The organism is Actinosynnema sp. NPDC059335 (genome assembly GCF_042752395.1).
Taxonomy (GTDB): Bacteria; Actinomycetota; Actinomycetes; order Mycobacteriales; family Pseudonocardiaceae; genus Actinosynnema.
In genome coordinates, this window is record NZ_JBHYXZ010000016.1 from 58,483 (window position 1) to 71,790 (window position 13,308).

The 13,308-nt window shown below is 75.0% G+C and carries 16 protein-coding genes; 6 read left to right on the forward strand and 10 right to left on the reverse strand.

From position 1 onward, the window contains the following. Nucleotides 1-143 precede the first annotated feature (143 nt). Nucleotides 144-749: a DUF2238 domain-containing protein gene (locus tag ACFXGA_RS07905; RefSeq protein WP_378085345.1), complete on the forward strand. Its 606-nt coding sequence runs from the start codon at nucleotides 144-146 to the stop codon at nucleotides 747-749. Nucleotides 750-800: 51 nt separating this feature from the next. Beyond that, the gene (locus tag ACFXGA_RS07910; protein WP_378085347.1) at nucleotides 801-1,499 is read left to right on the forward strand and encodes a DUF6319 family protein; all 699 of its coding nucleotides are present in this window, start codon (nucleotides 801-803) and stop codon (nucleotides 1,497-1,499) included. A gap of 1,388 nt (nucleotides 1,500-2,887) precedes the next feature. Here the strand turns inward: ACFXGA_RS07910 and ACFXGA_RS07915 are convergent. Then, on the reverse strand, nucleotides 2,888-4,405 hold the full coding sequence (locus ACFXGA_RS07915) for an alpha/beta hydrolase (protein WP_378085349.1): 1,518 nt from the start codon (nucleotides 4,403-4,405) through the stop codon (nucleotides 2,888-2,890). A 159-nt stretch (nucleotides 4,406-4,564) separates the two neighbouring features. On the opposite strand from ACFXGA_RS07915, the gene ACFXGA_RS07920 reads away from it, so the two are divergent. After that, on the forward strand, nucleotides 4,565-5,452 hold the full coding sequence (locus ACFXGA_RS07920) for a DMT family transporter (protein ID WP_378085408.1): 888 nt from the start codon (nucleotides 4,565-4,567) through the stop codon (nucleotides 5,450-5,452). A gap of 3 nt (nucleotides 5,453-5,455) precedes the next feature. Here ACFXGA_RS07920 and ACFXGA_RS07925 read toward each other — a convergent pair whose 3' ends face one another. From ACFXGA_RS07925 to ACFXGA_RS07965, 9 genes are read right to left on the reverse strand one after another with little or no spacing between them, the layout of a single operon-like run. Then, complete coding sequence (locus ACFXGA_RS07925) at nucleotides 5,456-5,920, reverse strand: hypothetical protein (protein ID WP_378085351.1); 465 nt, start codon at nucleotides 5,918-5,920, stop codon at nucleotides 5,456-5,458. A gap of 27 nt (nucleotides 5,921-5,947) precedes the next feature. After that, entirely contained in the window at nucleotides 5,948-7,021 is a 1,074-nt protein-coding gene (locus ACFXGA_RS07930; RefSeq protein ID WP_378085352.1) for an ATP-dependent DNA ligase, read from the reverse strand. A 26-nt stretch (nucleotides 7,022-7,047) separates the two neighbouring features. Beyond that, the gene (locus ACFXGA_RS07935) at nucleotides 7,048-7,581 is read right to left on the reverse strand and encodes an alkaline shock response membrane anchor protein AmaP (RefSeq protein WP_378085354.1); all 534 of its coding nucleotides are present in this window, start codon (nucleotides 7,579-7,581) and stop codon (nucleotides 7,048-7,050) included. Further along, entirely contained in the window at nucleotides 7,578-8,108 is a 531-nt protein-coding gene (locus ACFXGA_RS07940) for a DUF6286 domain-containing protein (protein WP_378085356.1), read from the reverse strand. The genes ACFXGA_RS07935 and ACFXGA_RS07940 overlap by 4 nt, the downstream gene beginning before the upstream one ends. Beyond that, complete coding sequence (locus ACFXGA_RS07945) at nucleotides 8,109-8,420, reverse strand: Asp23/Gls24 family envelope stress response protein (RefSeq protein ID WP_378085358.1); 312 nt, start codon at nucleotides 8,418-8,420, stop codon at nucleotides 8,109-8,111. Further along, nucleotides 8,417-8,593: a hypothetical protein gene (locus ACFXGA_RS07950; RefSeq protein WP_378085360.1), complete on the reverse strand. Its 177-nt coding sequence runs from the start codon at nucleotides 8,591-8,593 to the stop codon at nucleotides 8,417-8,419. Before ACFXGA_RS07950 ends, ACFXGA_RS07945 begins: the two co-directional genes overlap by 4 nt. After that, on the reverse strand, nucleotides 8,590-8,844 hold the full coding sequence (locus ACFXGA_RS07955; RefSeq protein WP_378085362.1) for a hypothetical protein: 255 nt from the start codon (nucleotides 8,842-8,844) through the stop codon (nucleotides 8,590-8,592). Before ACFXGA_RS07955 ends, ACFXGA_RS07950 begins: the two co-directional genes overlap by 4 nt. A gap of 5 nt (nucleotides 8,845-8,849) precedes the next feature. After that, complete coding sequence (locus ACFXGA_RS07960) at nucleotides 8,850-9,299, reverse strand: Asp23/Gls24 family envelope stress response protein (RefSeq protein ID WP_378085364.1); 450 nt, start codon at nucleotides 9,297-9,299, stop codon at nucleotides 8,850-8,852. Nucleotides 9,300-9,352: 53 nt separating this feature from the next. Next, nucleotides 9,353-10,126: a pyrimidine reductase family protein gene (locus tag ACFXGA_RS07965; protein ID WP_378085410.1), complete on the reverse strand. Its 774-nt coding sequence runs from the start codon at nucleotides 10,124-10,126 to the stop codon at nucleotides 9,353-9,355. A 39-nt stretch (nucleotides 10,127-10,165) separates the two neighbouring features. Between ACFXGA_RS07965 and zapE the strand changes: the two genes are divergently transcribed. The 3 genes from zapE to ACFXGA_RS07980 all read left to right on the forward strand — a co-directional run bounded on the left by zapE (nucleotide 10,166) and on the right by ACFXGA_RS07980 (nucleotide 13,289). Further along, nucleotides 10,166-11,176: a cell division protein ZapE gene (gene zapE / locus ACFXGA_RS07970; RefSeq protein WP_378085366.1), complete on the forward strand. Its 1,011-nt coding sequence runs from the start codon at nucleotides 10,166-10,168 to the stop codon at nucleotides 11,174-11,176. 67 nt (nucleotides 11,177-11,243) lie between these two features. Then, entirely contained in the window at nucleotides 11,244-11,486 is a 243-nt protein-coding gene (locus ACFXGA_RS07975; RefSeq protein ID WP_378085368.1) for a DUF3040 domain-containing protein, read from the forward strand. Nucleotides 11,487-11,669: 183 nt separating this feature from the next. After that, complete coding sequence (locus ACFXGA_RS07980) at nucleotides 11,670-13,289, forward strand: ABC-F family ATP-binding cassette domain-containing protein (protein ID WP_378085370.1); 1,620 nt, start codon at nucleotides 11,670-11,672, stop codon at nucleotides 13,287-13,289. Nucleotides 13,290-13,308: the final 19 nt, after the last annotated feature.

The window sequence follows — 13,308 nt, forward strand, 5'->3', positions numbered from 1 at the left end:
GGGCGCACCGGCTAACCGGGGGGCCGCTCGGGCGCCCCCACCGCACCCCCGATCTCCCCGGGGGGGGGGGGGGCCCCCCCCCCCCCCCCCCCGTCCACAGTGGACGGATGCGCGCGACGTGCGCCGGTGGCAGGATGCGCGGGGTGAAACCCGGGGACCGCCTGCCGGTCGCGCTCGCCGCACTGGTCGTGGTGGCGGTCGCGGTGTCGGCCATCCGGCCCAAGAGCCACGTCACGTGGCTGCTGGAGGTCGCGCCGATCCTGATCGCCCTGCCGCTGCTGGCCTGGACCCGCCGCCGCTTCCCGCTGACCCGGCTCGCCTACTGGCTGGTCTTCGGGCACGCGCTGGTGCTGGCGCTCGGCGGCCACTACACCTACGCCGAGGTGCCGCTGGGCGAGCTGCCGTGGACCGACCGCAACCACTACGACCGGTTCGCGCACGTCGTGCAGGGGTTCGTGCCCGCGGTGCTGGTGCGGGAGGTCCTGCTGCGCCGCACGCCGCTGCGGCCGGGCCGGTGGACGTTCTTCCTCGTGTCGGCGACGTGCCTGGCGATCAGCGCCGGCTACGAGTTCGTCGAGTGGGCGGGCGCGGTGGTCGGCGGCGAGTCGGCGACCGATTTCCTCGGCACGCAAGGGGACGTGTGGGACACGCACTGGGACATGCTGCTCGCGCTGGTCGGCTCGGTCGTCGCGCAGTGGGCGCTCGGGCGGGCGCACGACCGGCAGCTCGCGGAATTGTCGGTGCGATAGGGCAAGCTGCACCCGACGGATCTTGTGCGAGCGGTGTCGTGGAGGTAGGAGATGGCGAAGGCCAAGCAGAACTCGTTGTCCGCGGAGGACATCGACCAGCTGCGCGCGGAACTGGCCGCGGGGCGGCCGGCCGCGGTCTGGTTCACCTCCGCCGCGGTCGGGGTGGAAGCCGGGCGTTCGGGGAAGGTGGTGGCGTTCACCGAGCCCGCCGAGGGCGACTTCATCCAGGTGCGGCCGACGGGGGACAAGGACGACCTGTCGTTCTCGCCGGCCGAGCTGACGGTGGAGAAGCCCGCGCCGCGCAAGCGCACCCCGGCCCCCGCCCCGACTCCCGCCCCGCCCGCGCCCGCTCCCGTCGAGCACATCTACACGCCCGGCCCCGCGCCCGCTCCGCCGAAGCCGAAGCCCGCACCGGCTCCGGCGTCCGCTTCGGCTCCTGCTCCCGCTTCGGCTGAGCGCAAACCGGCTCCGCGCAAGCAGGCCAAGCCGGCGGAGGTGACGGTGACCCTCGCGTCGTCCGCGGACGGCGAGTGGACGGTCGACGTGCAGTGGGGGTCCAAGCGCACGCTGAAGGCCGCGCCGGTGGCGGCGTCGGCCGTGGCGCAGGCGGCGAAGCTGTTGCCGGCGGAGGTGGACGAGGCGGTGGAGAGCGTGCTCAGCGCGGCGCGGGAACGGCACCTGGCGCGGGTCGAGCAGCTGCGGGCCGAGTTGGAGGCGGCGCAGCGGGCCTTGGACGAGCTGACGGGCTGACCGACCGCGAGCGGACTGCCGCCGACCGTCGGCCGGCCATCGGTGCGCTGTCGATCGCCCCGCGTGGGTTGCCGGCCTGGCCGACTGTTGGTCGGCCGTGCGCGGGCTGCCGGCCGGCCTGGTGGGGTTTTGGCGGGCCGTCGGCCGGCTCTTGGCGGGCTGCTGCCGGCCGTTGGTCTGCCGTTGGTCTGCCGTGCGCGGGCCGTCGACGCCGGCCGTGGGCGAATCGCGCGCGGACCGGTCGCTGACCAGGCGAGAACACGTATTGCAACGTCTTGATGATTGCCGTTCCGCGATCGGGTGAGGGTACTTCCCCTGGCCGGCGGTAGGGGCGGACCGTGGGGGCGAAATACCTTCGGTCGCACGAACTCGCTCGACGCCGCGGAGGCAAAGATGGTTGTTGAGATCACGACAGCGGAGCAAGCCCAGCTCGGCAGCTGCGGCTGCTGCACCGGCTGCACCGGCCCCGGCTGCGGCTGCTGCTCGAGCTGCTGACCCATCCCGCCAATCCCGCAACCCCCGACCCCGGCCGCCCCAGCGAGCCGGGGTCCGGGCATCACACCCCCGCACCCCCTTCACCACCCCACGCCGCCCTGACCCTGCGGCCGCCCTGCCCCCACCCCGCCACACAATCCCGCCACCGCAACGCATCCCGGTCCGCGCCGACCTGATCCACGCGCCGTCACGACAACCGGATGCCTTGCCGTCACGGCGCGCCGCATCGCAATCCACGCCTGGCCCATTCGTCGCAGACCGGCCCCCATCCCGACCGCGACCTCCCGCGCCAAGCCGCCGCAGCCCCACCTTGCCGGGCCCCGCCGCGCGCCACGGCCACAGCCGCAGCGACTCACCCTGCCCGCACCACCGCCGACGCCGACGACGCCGACGCGGTGCCGTGCCTCCGACGCGGCCGCGTGACGCGTCGACTCCGAACCGGATCCCCTCCCGACGCGTCCCATCCCGACGCGGCCGGTCGCGGGCCGAGGGCTGGCGGTCGGGGCGAGGGTGCCGTCGGCCGGACGGTCCGCCCGGCTGTCGAGTGCCGGCTGTCCGGGGCGGCGGACGGGGTACGGGTGGGCGGGGTGCGGGTGGGCGGGGTGCCAGGGGTCGGGTGTTGGTGGGCGGTCAGGTGGGGGAGGCCAGGTGGCGGGCGGGCGGTGGTTCGTGGTCGGGTGGTGGTCCGATGTCCAGGGTCGGCGGGCGGCGGGGTGGAGTCGGGTGGAGGGGTGTGGCAGGGGGCTGGGGGCTGGGTGGGTTCGGGCGGTCGGGGGTGGTCGAGGGCTCCGCTGGTTTTCAACCGAGGTGTGGTAACAGTGTTTCCGTACATTTTCGGGCCATGATCACCCGATCGTGTGTGGACACACCCGGCAAAACGGGCAACCCGGACATCACGGCGGGCACGAAGTGCCGTTGGTCGGCACCTTCGCACTCACCAAGAACTCCTCCGCCGCCTTCGTCGCGCACGCCGACTGGCCGAGCGCGCCGTGCCCCCCACCCTGCCACGCCACCACGACCCCCGCCGGCAGCGCCTGCGCCGCCCGCTCACCGCCCTCCCGAGGCGTGACGGGGTCGGACGCCGTCGTCAGCACGAGCATCGGCGGCGCGCTCGTCAGCTTCGGGGCCTTCACCGCCTGCGGCACGGGGAAGGGGCCGCACGCCAGCAGTTGGCGCGCGAAGTACGCGCCGAACAGCGGGTGCTTGGTGCGCCAGTCCTCCGTCATCCCGATCACCCGCTCGGGTGGGATGCGGGTCGTCGTGTCGTTGCAGCCGGTGATGAGGCCCGCGTCCAGGCGCGCCGGGTCGTCCTCCCGCCCGACCAGCAGCGGCTCGACGAAGGCGGCCAGCTTGGCGCCGTCGCCGCCCTCCGCGGCCACGATCGCCTCCGCCAGCGCCGGCCACCGGTTCCGGTCGGCCAACCCCGCCAGCACCGCCTCCGCCGCCGTCCCCGGCGTCACGTCGAACACCGCCCCGCGCAACGGCCGGTCCCGCAACGACTCCACCAGCGCCCGGTACCGGTCCGTCGCCCCCGCCCCGAGCGGGCACGCGCGGATCACGCAGTCCTTCTGGAACGCCGAGAACGCCTCCTCGGCCGCCACCGCCCGCGTCTCCGCCACCGCCGCCACGTCCAACGTCGGGTCCGGCGCGCCGTCGAACACCATCCGCCCGATGCGGTCCGGGAACCGGCTCGCGTACAGGGTCAGCACCCGCGCGCCCTCGCCGATCCCGATCGCGTTCAGGTGCGGCACGCCCAACGCCTCGCGCAACTGCTCCAGGTCCGCCGACGCCCGCCACGAGTCCACCGCCGGCAACCGGTTCTCCAGGTCGAGCACGCACTCGCGGCTGGCCAGCGTGTACGCGTCGGCCAGCTCCTCGTGCGACTCCGCGCCCGGGTCGGCCTCCACGATCCCGATCCGCGCCGCGTCCGGCACGCACTGCACCGGGTCCGACTCGCCCGTGCCCCGCCGGTCCACGCCGATCAGCGTGAACGTGCTCAGCACCGACGGGGGCAGGCTCGCCGCCAGCCGCGCCGCCTTCACCGTGCCCGGCTCGCCGCCGGCCTCGCCGACCACCACCAACGGGCTGCCGCCGGTGCCCACGCGCAGCAACGACATCCCCAGGCTGCCCCGCCCCGGCCGGCTCGGCACGTCCAGCCGCACGGTCAGCCGCGCGCACTCGTACTCCCAGTCGCCCGCCGGCGCGGCGCCGCGCATCCGCGCCCGCGCGGAATCGGTGCACGTCGACCACGACAGGCCGGGCGTCTCGTAGCTCTCCAACGGCGGCACGTCGCGGGGACCGGAGGGGGTGGCGGCGACCGACGGCTCGCCGCCGTCGCCGTGCACGGCGATCACCGGGCGGGTCGACGGACCCGCGCTGCACGCGGCCAGCGCGCTCAGGGCCACCAGCATCCAAGTGGCGTGACGCCGACGCGGCACGGCGTTCCCCTCGCTCTCTCCCACGGCGTTGGTCTCCCGATGGGTTGGTGCAGAGCCTCACACAGTCCAGGTGAGACTTCGGTGAGCGGGCTGGGGGAGGATGTCGGCGTGGTCACCGTGCACGTCGAGGGCATCCCCGAACGCAGGCTCCGCCGTTCCGCGCCGGTCGCGCTCGCCGCCAGGGCGTTCGGCGCGATCCCCCCACCCGCGCTGGTGCTGCTGGGCGTGATCAGCGTGCAGGTCGGCGCGGCGGTGGCGAAGCAGTTGTTCACCCTCGCGGGGGCCGCGGGCACGGTCACGCTGCGGCTCGTGCTGGCCGCCGTCGTCCTGGTGGTGGTGTGGCGCCCGTCGCTGCGCCTGGACCGGCGGACGTACGCGGTGGTCCTCGGCTACGGGCTGGTGCTCGGCGCGATGAACCTGAGCTTCTACCAGGCGATCAAGCACATCCCGCTGGGCGCGGCGGTCACGATCGAGTTCCTCGGGCCGCTGGCGGTGGCCGTGCTGGGGTCGCGGCGCTGGCTGGACGGGGTGTGGGCGCTGCTCGCGGCGGCCGGCGTGCTGCTGCTGACCAGGGTGGACGGCGGCCTGGCGCTGCCGGGCGTGCTGTTCGCGCTGGGCGCGGCGGTGTGCTGGGCGGGCTACATCCTGCTGACCGCGGCGCTGGGCAGCCGCACGTCCGACGGCAAGGGCCTGGCGCTCGCGATGGTGGTGGGCGCGCTGGTCGCGCTGCCGTTCGGCGTGGCCGAGGCGGGCGCGGTGCTGCTCGACCCGGCGGTGCTGATCGCGGGCGGCGCGGTGGCGCTGCTGTCGTCGGTGATCCCGTACTCGCTGGAGCTGGAGGCGCTGCGCAGCATCCCGCCGCGCGTGTTCGGCATCCTGATGAGCCTGGAGCCCGCGGTCGCGGCGCTGGCCGGGCTGGTGCTGCTGCGCGAGGCGCTGCACCCGGCGCAGTGGGCGGCGGTGTTCTGCGTGGTGCTCGCGTCGGTCGGGGCCACCCGGACCGGGAAACCGGAGGTGTGAGCGCTAGGGCTTGGCGGCGCGGTCGGCCGGCGGTTCGTCGGCGCTGAGCCGCCCGTCCACCAGCTCGCCGCCGCGCTGCTCGAAGAGCGTCGCGTAGGCGGCCGAGTACCTGCGGTAGACGGCCAGCACCTCGCCCTCGACGGCGGCGGCCACGTCGGCGCGGAACTCGTCGCGCAGCCGCCGCATGGTGTTGACCGCGCTGCGCCGCTTCAGGCTGTGCAGGTAGGGCCGGAACGTCACGTTCAACCCGCCGACGACGGCCGCGGTGAGCAGCAGCACCTTGCCCAGAGGTGTCTCCGACGACGTGAAGCCCACCGCGAGCACGGCGGGCACGAAGATCAGCACGACGGTGTAGAACAGCCCCGTGGAGCGGTGCACCACGCGCCACATCGACAGCCGGCGGCAGTCCTGCCGCATGCGGTCGTCGAGTTCCCGGACCAGGACGTCGACCTCAGCCACTTCAGCCACAGCCGACGACGGTACCGACCCGGGCGGTCACGCGGGGCGGACTTCGCCGCGCAGCACCGATTCCACGTCGTAGCGCGCGGGCTGGTCGAGCTGGTCGTAGCGGCACGACGCCGGGTCCCGGTCGGGCCGCCACCGGCGGAACTGGCCGTTGTGGCGCAGCCGGGCGGGCGCGCCGCCCTCGGTCTGCGAGTAGGCGATCTCCAGCACCCGTTCCGGCCGCAGCGGCACCCAGTCGGCGTGCTTGCCGCGCCACCGGTTGATCTCGCCGGGCAGGCGGCGGCCGTCCGGCTCCACCAGCCACGGGTGGTCGTCGGAGGTGATCAGGTCCGCCAGCTCCGCGGCCAGCGCCCGCCGCTCGGCCGCCTTGAACGAGCCCACCACGCCGACGTGGTGCAGCACGCCCGCGTCGTCGTGCAGGCCGAGCAGCAGCGAGCCGACCGCCGTGCCGGGCTCGGTGTCCTTGTGCCAGCGCAGGCCCGCCACCACGCAGTCGGCGGTGCGGGCGTGCTTGACCTTGACCATGGTGCGCTTGCCGGGCGTGTACCAGCCGCCGGCCGGCTTGCCGATGACGCCGTCCAGGCCCGCGCCCTCGAACAGCTCGAACCACTGCGCGGCCAGGCCGCCGTCGGTGGTCGCGGGCGTGAGGTAGAGGCCGTCGCCGGGCGTGACCAGGGTTTCCAGCGTCGCCCGGCGCTCCGTGCAGGGCCGCTCCAGCAGCAGGTCGTCGCCCACGGCCAGCACGTCGAACGCCACGAACCCGGCGGGCGTCTGCTCGGCCAGCAGCCGCACGCGGCTCTCCGCCGGGTGGATGCGCTCGGACAGCGCGTCGAAGTCCAGCTTGCCGTCCTTGGCCACCACCAGCTCGCCGTCCACCACGATCCGGGGCGGCAGCGTGCGCCGCAGCGCGGCCTCCGCCTCCGGGAAGTACCGGTTGAGCGGCTTGCCGCTGCGGGACTGGAGGAACACCTCGTCGCCGTCGCGGAACACCAGGCAGCGGTAGCCGTCCCACTTCGGCTCGAACACGAGGTCCGCGCCGGTCGGGATGGTGTCCACCGCGGTGGCCAGCATCGGCTGCACGGGAGGGGTCAACGGGAGCGCCACCCGGCCATCCTGCCTGGTGGCGCGGGCTACCGCACGCGATGGCGCTCCCTCTTGGCCAGTTCGAGCCGCACCGCCGTCGGCAGCGCCTCGACGCCGAGCGCGGCCCGCGCGCGGGCCAGCACCCGGTCGTCCAGCTCCCGCCACGCGCGGGCGAGGTCCGCGCCGTGCCGCAGGGTGAGCCGCAGCCGCAACGCGGGCGTGCCCACCACCGCCACCTTCGCCCCGGTCACGCCGGCGACCTGCTCGGCGTCGGCCCGCACCGCCGCCGCGAGCGCCTTGGCGGTGACGACGACGTCGTCCAGCAGCACGTCCGGGTGCCGCTCCGGGCGGATCGCGCGCCACGCCCACCACAGCCCGAGGACCACGGCCAGCACGCCGAGCGCGAGCAGCCCGAGCCGGACGGGCAGCAGGTGGCGGCGCGCCCAGTCGAGCACCACCGGGTCGAGCACCGGCCGGTCCACGGCGAAGCGGTGCAGCACCACGGCCGCGCCGCCGACCAGCAGCGCGAGCGCGCCGAGCACGCCCGCCAACACCCGTTCGACGCGGTTCGAGCGGTTCACGGGCGGTCCTTCGGCGACAGGACGACGACCGACACCTTCGGCCGCGTGGGCAGCGGCAGGTCCGCGACGGCGGCCTCGGCCACCTCCAGCAGCCGGGGCCGCAACGTCGCCTCGTCGTGCGTCCGGCTGGTCGCCCGGACCCGCACCCGGCGCCGCGACGCGGTCACCGACGCGTCGGCCACGCCCTCCTCGGCCCGCACCCGGTGCCCGACCACGCGGGCCAGCGACGCGGGCGTCGTCACCACCCGCACGTCGTCGGCCGGGTCGTCCAACGGCACCTGCGACACCCCCGCCCGCACCGCCAGGAGCAGCAGCACCAGCCCGCCGAGCGCCAGTCCCGCGCCGATCGGCAGCACCGGCCGATCGGCCCACGACCAGTCCGGCCAGGACGGCGGCGTCAGCCAGGCCGGCCGGTCCGGCCAGGCGGGCCCGGCCCAGTGCCGGGCGACGGCGACGACCACCACCACGCCCGCGGCGGCCAGCGCCAGCCCGAGCAACGGCGACACCACGCGCAGCAGGACCCGCACCTACACCACCCGCGGCCGGGTGTCGGCGCGCAGCGCGGACACCGTCACGGCGACCGACCGGACCCGGTGGCCGGTGATCCGCTCGACCTCCTCGGTGACGCGCCGCCGGACGTCCGCGGCGGCGGCGCGGACCGGCGCCGGGTAGCGCAGCGCCAGCCGCACCACCAGCTCCAGGTCGCGCTCGTCCTCGCCGACCTTCACCGCCGCGCTCGGCTCCGCGCCCGGCACCAGCCGGATCGCGTGCGCGGCCACCTTCCGCACCACGGTCGGGTGAATCTCCAGCGCGCCCCGCGCGTCCTCGGCCCGGGTCACTTGTCGCGGCCCCGGCCGAGCAGGTCGCCCAGGTCGAGCCGCCCGTCGAGGACCCGGCCGACGACCAGCCCGATCACGCCGACGGCCAGGGTCACCAGGAACGCGGTGAACCCGCCGGTCGCGGCCACGCCCAGGACGAGCCCCGCGAGCAGGCCGGTCTGCGTTGCGCTCATGTGCACTCCCACTCCAGGTCGGCCACCACGACGTCCACCGGCGCGGCGCCCGCCACCCCCGCCACCAGCGCCCGCAGCTCCGACACCACCTCGCCGACCGGCCGGTCGGGGCGCAGCACCACGGCCAGCTCCACCCGGTCGCCGACCCGGACCCCGTCCACGCGCCGCCCCGGCAGGTAGGAGGCGATCGCGCCGTCCAGCCGCGCCACGTCCGGGTGGGCCAGCACGGCCGCCTCGACGTCCTCCGCCACGTCCGTCACTCGACCCGCGACCCGGTCGTCGGCTGGTTCTCCTCGTCGTCCTCGGGCAGGTGGATGTCGTTGACCGCGATGTTCACCTCGATGACCTCCAGCCCGGTCATCCGCTCGACCTGCCCGATCACGTTGCGCCGCACGGCCCGCGCGAGGTCCACGATGCTCGCGCCGTACTCCACGATGATGTCCAGGTCCACCGCGGCCTGCTTCTCGCCCACCTCGACGGCCACGCCGGCGGTGCTCGCCGTGCCCGCGCCGGGGATCCGCTCGCGCAGCGCGCCGAACGCCCGCGACACGCCGCCGCCGACGGCGTGCACGCCGGAGATCTCCCGCGCCGCGATGCCCGCGACCTTCTGCACGACCGACGACGCGATCGTGGTCCGGCCCTGCTCGGTGTCGCCGGCCGGGCGCGCGGCGCCGGTGTCCGGCTTGACGGCGGTGTTCTCAGCCACGGCGAAGCCTCCCGAATCGGTGCGTGTCCGTTCGGGTGCGGACCGTATCGGGATCAGGCCGGCGATGTGCTCTGTGTCACCGGATCAGGCGTCACCTTCCGGTACCGCAGGAGGAGCGCGCTCTCGTGGTGCAGCACGGAGTCCAGCGCCAACGACCGCGGCGCCGGCGGCAGCGGCCCGACCGCGATCCGCCCGGCGTCACCGCCCGCGAGCAGCGGCGAGAACGTCACGCACAGCACGTCCACCAGGTCGGCGTCGATCAGCGCGCCGAACACGTGCGGCCCGCCCTCGCAGTCGACCCGGCGCAGCCCGCGCTCGTCCAGCGCCGCCAGCGCGAGGTCCATGGCCACGGTCTCCTCGCCGGCCACGACCACGTCCGCGCCGGCCGCCGCCAGCGCGTCGCGCCGCTCCTTCGGCGCGGCCCGCGTGGTGAGGATGATCGGCGGCACGGAGGTGCCGGTCAGCAGCGGGGACGTCGGCGCGATGGAGCAGCGGCCGGTCACCACCGCGATCGGCGGCACGGGCGCGAGCCCCAGCCTGGCCCGCCGCGACGCGCGCACCTCGCCCGCCTTGACGCCCTGGTAGCCCTCGACCAGGACCGTGCCCGCGCCGACCAGCACCACGTCGCACAGGTCGCGGCCGAGCATGAACACCTTGCGGTCGGCGTCGTTGCCCAGCCCCTCGGACCGGCCGGCCACCGACACCGCACCGTCCACGCTGGACACGAAGTTGACCTGCACCCAGGGCCGGTCCAGGTCCCGGGGGTAGTCGTAGAGCCGCTCCAGCTCGTCGTCGGTGATCTCGCCGTCACGTGGTGGCCACAACATCCGCACCGCCACATCCCAGCACGCCGTTACGATCCGGTCATGTCCGCCCCTCCGCGCCTGTCCGACCGAACCCCGCACGTCGCCGCGGACGAGCTGGTGGACGCGATGGTCCCCCCGCCGCGGTTCGACGGGGTCCGCTTCGACACCTACCTGCCCAACCCGGACGAGCCGAGCCAGGAGGCCGCGGTGCGGGCGTGCCGCGAGTTCGCCGAACGGGTGTCCGAGGGCGGCGGCCGGGGCGTGCTCGGCCGGCTGTTCAGGCGGTCGTCCCGGGACGACGCCAAGCCCGGCCTCTACCTCGACGGCGGCTTCGGCGTCGGCAAGACCCACCTGCTGGCCTCGCTGTGGCACGCCGTGCCCGGCCCGAAGTCCTACGGCACGTTCGTCGAGCTGACCAACCTGGTGGGCGCGCTCGGCTTCGGCGAGACGGTGCGCCGGCTGTCGACGCACCGGCTGCTCGCGATCGACGAGTTCGAGCTGGACGACCCCGGCGACACGATGCTGGTCACCCGCCTGATCAAGGAGCTGACCGCGGCGGGCGTGGCGGTCGCGGCGACGTCGAACACGCTGCCCGACAAGCTCGGCGAGGGTCGGTTCGCCGCCGCGGACTTCCTGCGCGAGATCCAGTCGATGTCGGCGAAGTTCACCGTGGTCCGGGTCGACGGGCCCGACTACCGCCACCGCGGCCTGCCGGACGCCCCGCCGCCGCTGCCCGACGAGGACCTGGTGGCCAAGGCGCAGGGCACGCCGGGCGGCACGCTGGACGACTTCGGCGACCTGTGCGCCGCGCTGGCCCGCATCCACCCGTCCGGCTACGGCCGGCTCGTGGACGGGGTGACCGCGGTGCACCTGCGCCACGTGCGGCCCGCGCCCGACCAGGCGGTGGCGCTGCGGCTCGTCGCGCTCGGCGACCGGCTCTACGACCGGGACATCCCGGTGGCGGTGTCCGGGGAGCCGCTCTCGGAGCTGTTCACGGCCGAGATGCTGCGCGGCGGGTACCGCAAGAAGTACCTCCGGGCGGTATCCCGGCTGGTCGCCCTCTCGCGTTGATCTTACCTGGTCAACCCCCGTGCGGGGGTGGTTTTGCCCGGGGGCCGTCGGGTATCCCTCGGCCGTGATGAGCGAAGCGGAACGCCGCACCCTCAGTGAGATCGAGAGCAGACTCGCGGACGAGGAGCCGGGCCTGGCCTCGGCGCTCGTCGCCGGGAAGCCCCGGCACCCGGTGCTCAACTACGCCATCGTGGCCACCTTCACGGCGTTGGGCGTGATCCTGTTGTTCCTCGGCGCGTTCGGCCCCGCCCTGGCCTCCCTGGGGTTCGGCGCGCTCGTCCTGCTGATGCGGGGCTACACGTTGCGTTGAGCGTGCTCCCGCACGGTCCGCGGCGAGCGGGGCCCACCCGGGCCGTGCGGCTGCCCGCGCACGCCGTCACGGCGTAGCCGTTCCCGCCGGACCCGTCGACCGCCGCGTGCTCATCCGCGGGCGGATCGGGGGTCCGGCGTAATCCGCTGGCCACGGGCGCCGGTCATCGCCCACCATGCGCGGGTGGGATTCCTGGACGCGAACGGCCTCGCCTTCCGCCTGCCCGACGGCCGTGAGCTGTTCCGCGACGTGTCGTTCAAGGTCGGCGCGAACACCGTGGTCGCCCTGGTCGGCGCGAACGGCGTCGGCAAGACCACGCTGCTGCGCATCCTGTCGAACGAGCTGGCGCCCGCCGCGGGCAGCGTCCGCGTGCAGGGCGGGCTGGGCGTGATGCCGCAGTTCGTCGGCTCCGTCCGGGACGACAGCACCGTCCGCGACCTGCTGCTGGCCGCCTCGCCCGCGCCGCTGCGCGACGCCGCCCGCGCGCTGGACGAGGTCGAGCTGCGGCTCATGGAGACCGACGACGAGCCGACCCAGATGCGCTACGCCGACGCGATCACCGCGTGGGGCGAGGTCGGCGGCTACGACGCCGAGGTGCTGTGGGACACGGTGACGGTCGCCGCGCTGGGCGTGCCGTTCGACCGGGCCCGGTTCCGCGAGGTGCGCACCCTGTCCGGCGGCGAGCAGAAGCGGCTGGTCCTGGAAGCGCTGCTGCGCGGGCCGGAGCAGGTGCTGCTGCTGGACGAGCCGGACAACTACCTCGACGTGCCGGGCAAGCGGTGGCTGGAGGACCGGCTGCGCGAGACCGGCAAGGCCGTGCTGCTGGTCAGCCACGACCGGGAGCTGCTCGACGTCGCCGCCACGCACGTCGTCACGGTGGAGGCGCGCACGGCGTGGACGCACGCGGGCTCGTTCGGCACCTGGCACGCCGCCCGCGCCGCCCGGATCGACCGCCTCGCCGACCTGCACCGGCGCTGGAACGAGGAGCACGACCACCTCAAGGAGCTGGTCCGCACCCTCCAGGTCCAGGCCCGGATCAGCGAGGTGATGGCCGCGAAGTACCGGGTCATGCGGGCGAAGCTGGAGCGGTTCGAGGAGGCCGGGCCGCCGCCCGAGCTGCCGACCGACGAGAAGGTCGCGCCGCGGCTGCGCGGCGGCCGCACCGGCGTGCGGGCCGTCACGTGCCGGAACCTCGAGCTGACCGGCCTGATGAAGCCGTTCGACGTGGAGGTGTTCTTCGAGGACAGGGTGGCCGTGCTGGGCTCGAACGGCTCCGGCAAGAGCCACTTCCTGCGGCTGCTCGGCGGCGGCGACGTCGCGCACACCGGCGTGTGCCGGCTCGGCGCGCGGGTCGTGCCCGGCCTGTTCGCGCAGACCCACCAGCACCCGGAGTGGATCGGCCGCACGCTGGTCGACATCCTGTGGCACGGCGAGGACGGCCGCGCGGGCCGCGACCGCGGCGCGGCGATGGCCGTGCTCAGCCGGTACGGGCTCGGCAAGCAGGGCGACCAGCGGTTCGAGACGCTGTCCGGCGGGCAGCAGGCGCGGTTCCAGGTGCTGCTGCTGGAGCTGTCCGGCGCGACGCTGCTGCTGCTGGACGAGCCGACCGACAACCTCGACCTGAACTCGGCCGAGGCGTTGCAGGAGGCGCTGGAGGGGTTCACCGGCACCGTCGTGGCGGTCACCCACGACCGCTGGTTCGCCCGCGGCTTCGACCGGTTCCTGCTGTTCCGCTCCGACGGCGAGGTGGTCGAGGTGGACGAGCCGGTGTGGGACGAGACGCGGGTGAAGCGGGCCAGGTAGGGGCCGGCCGTCGCGGGCG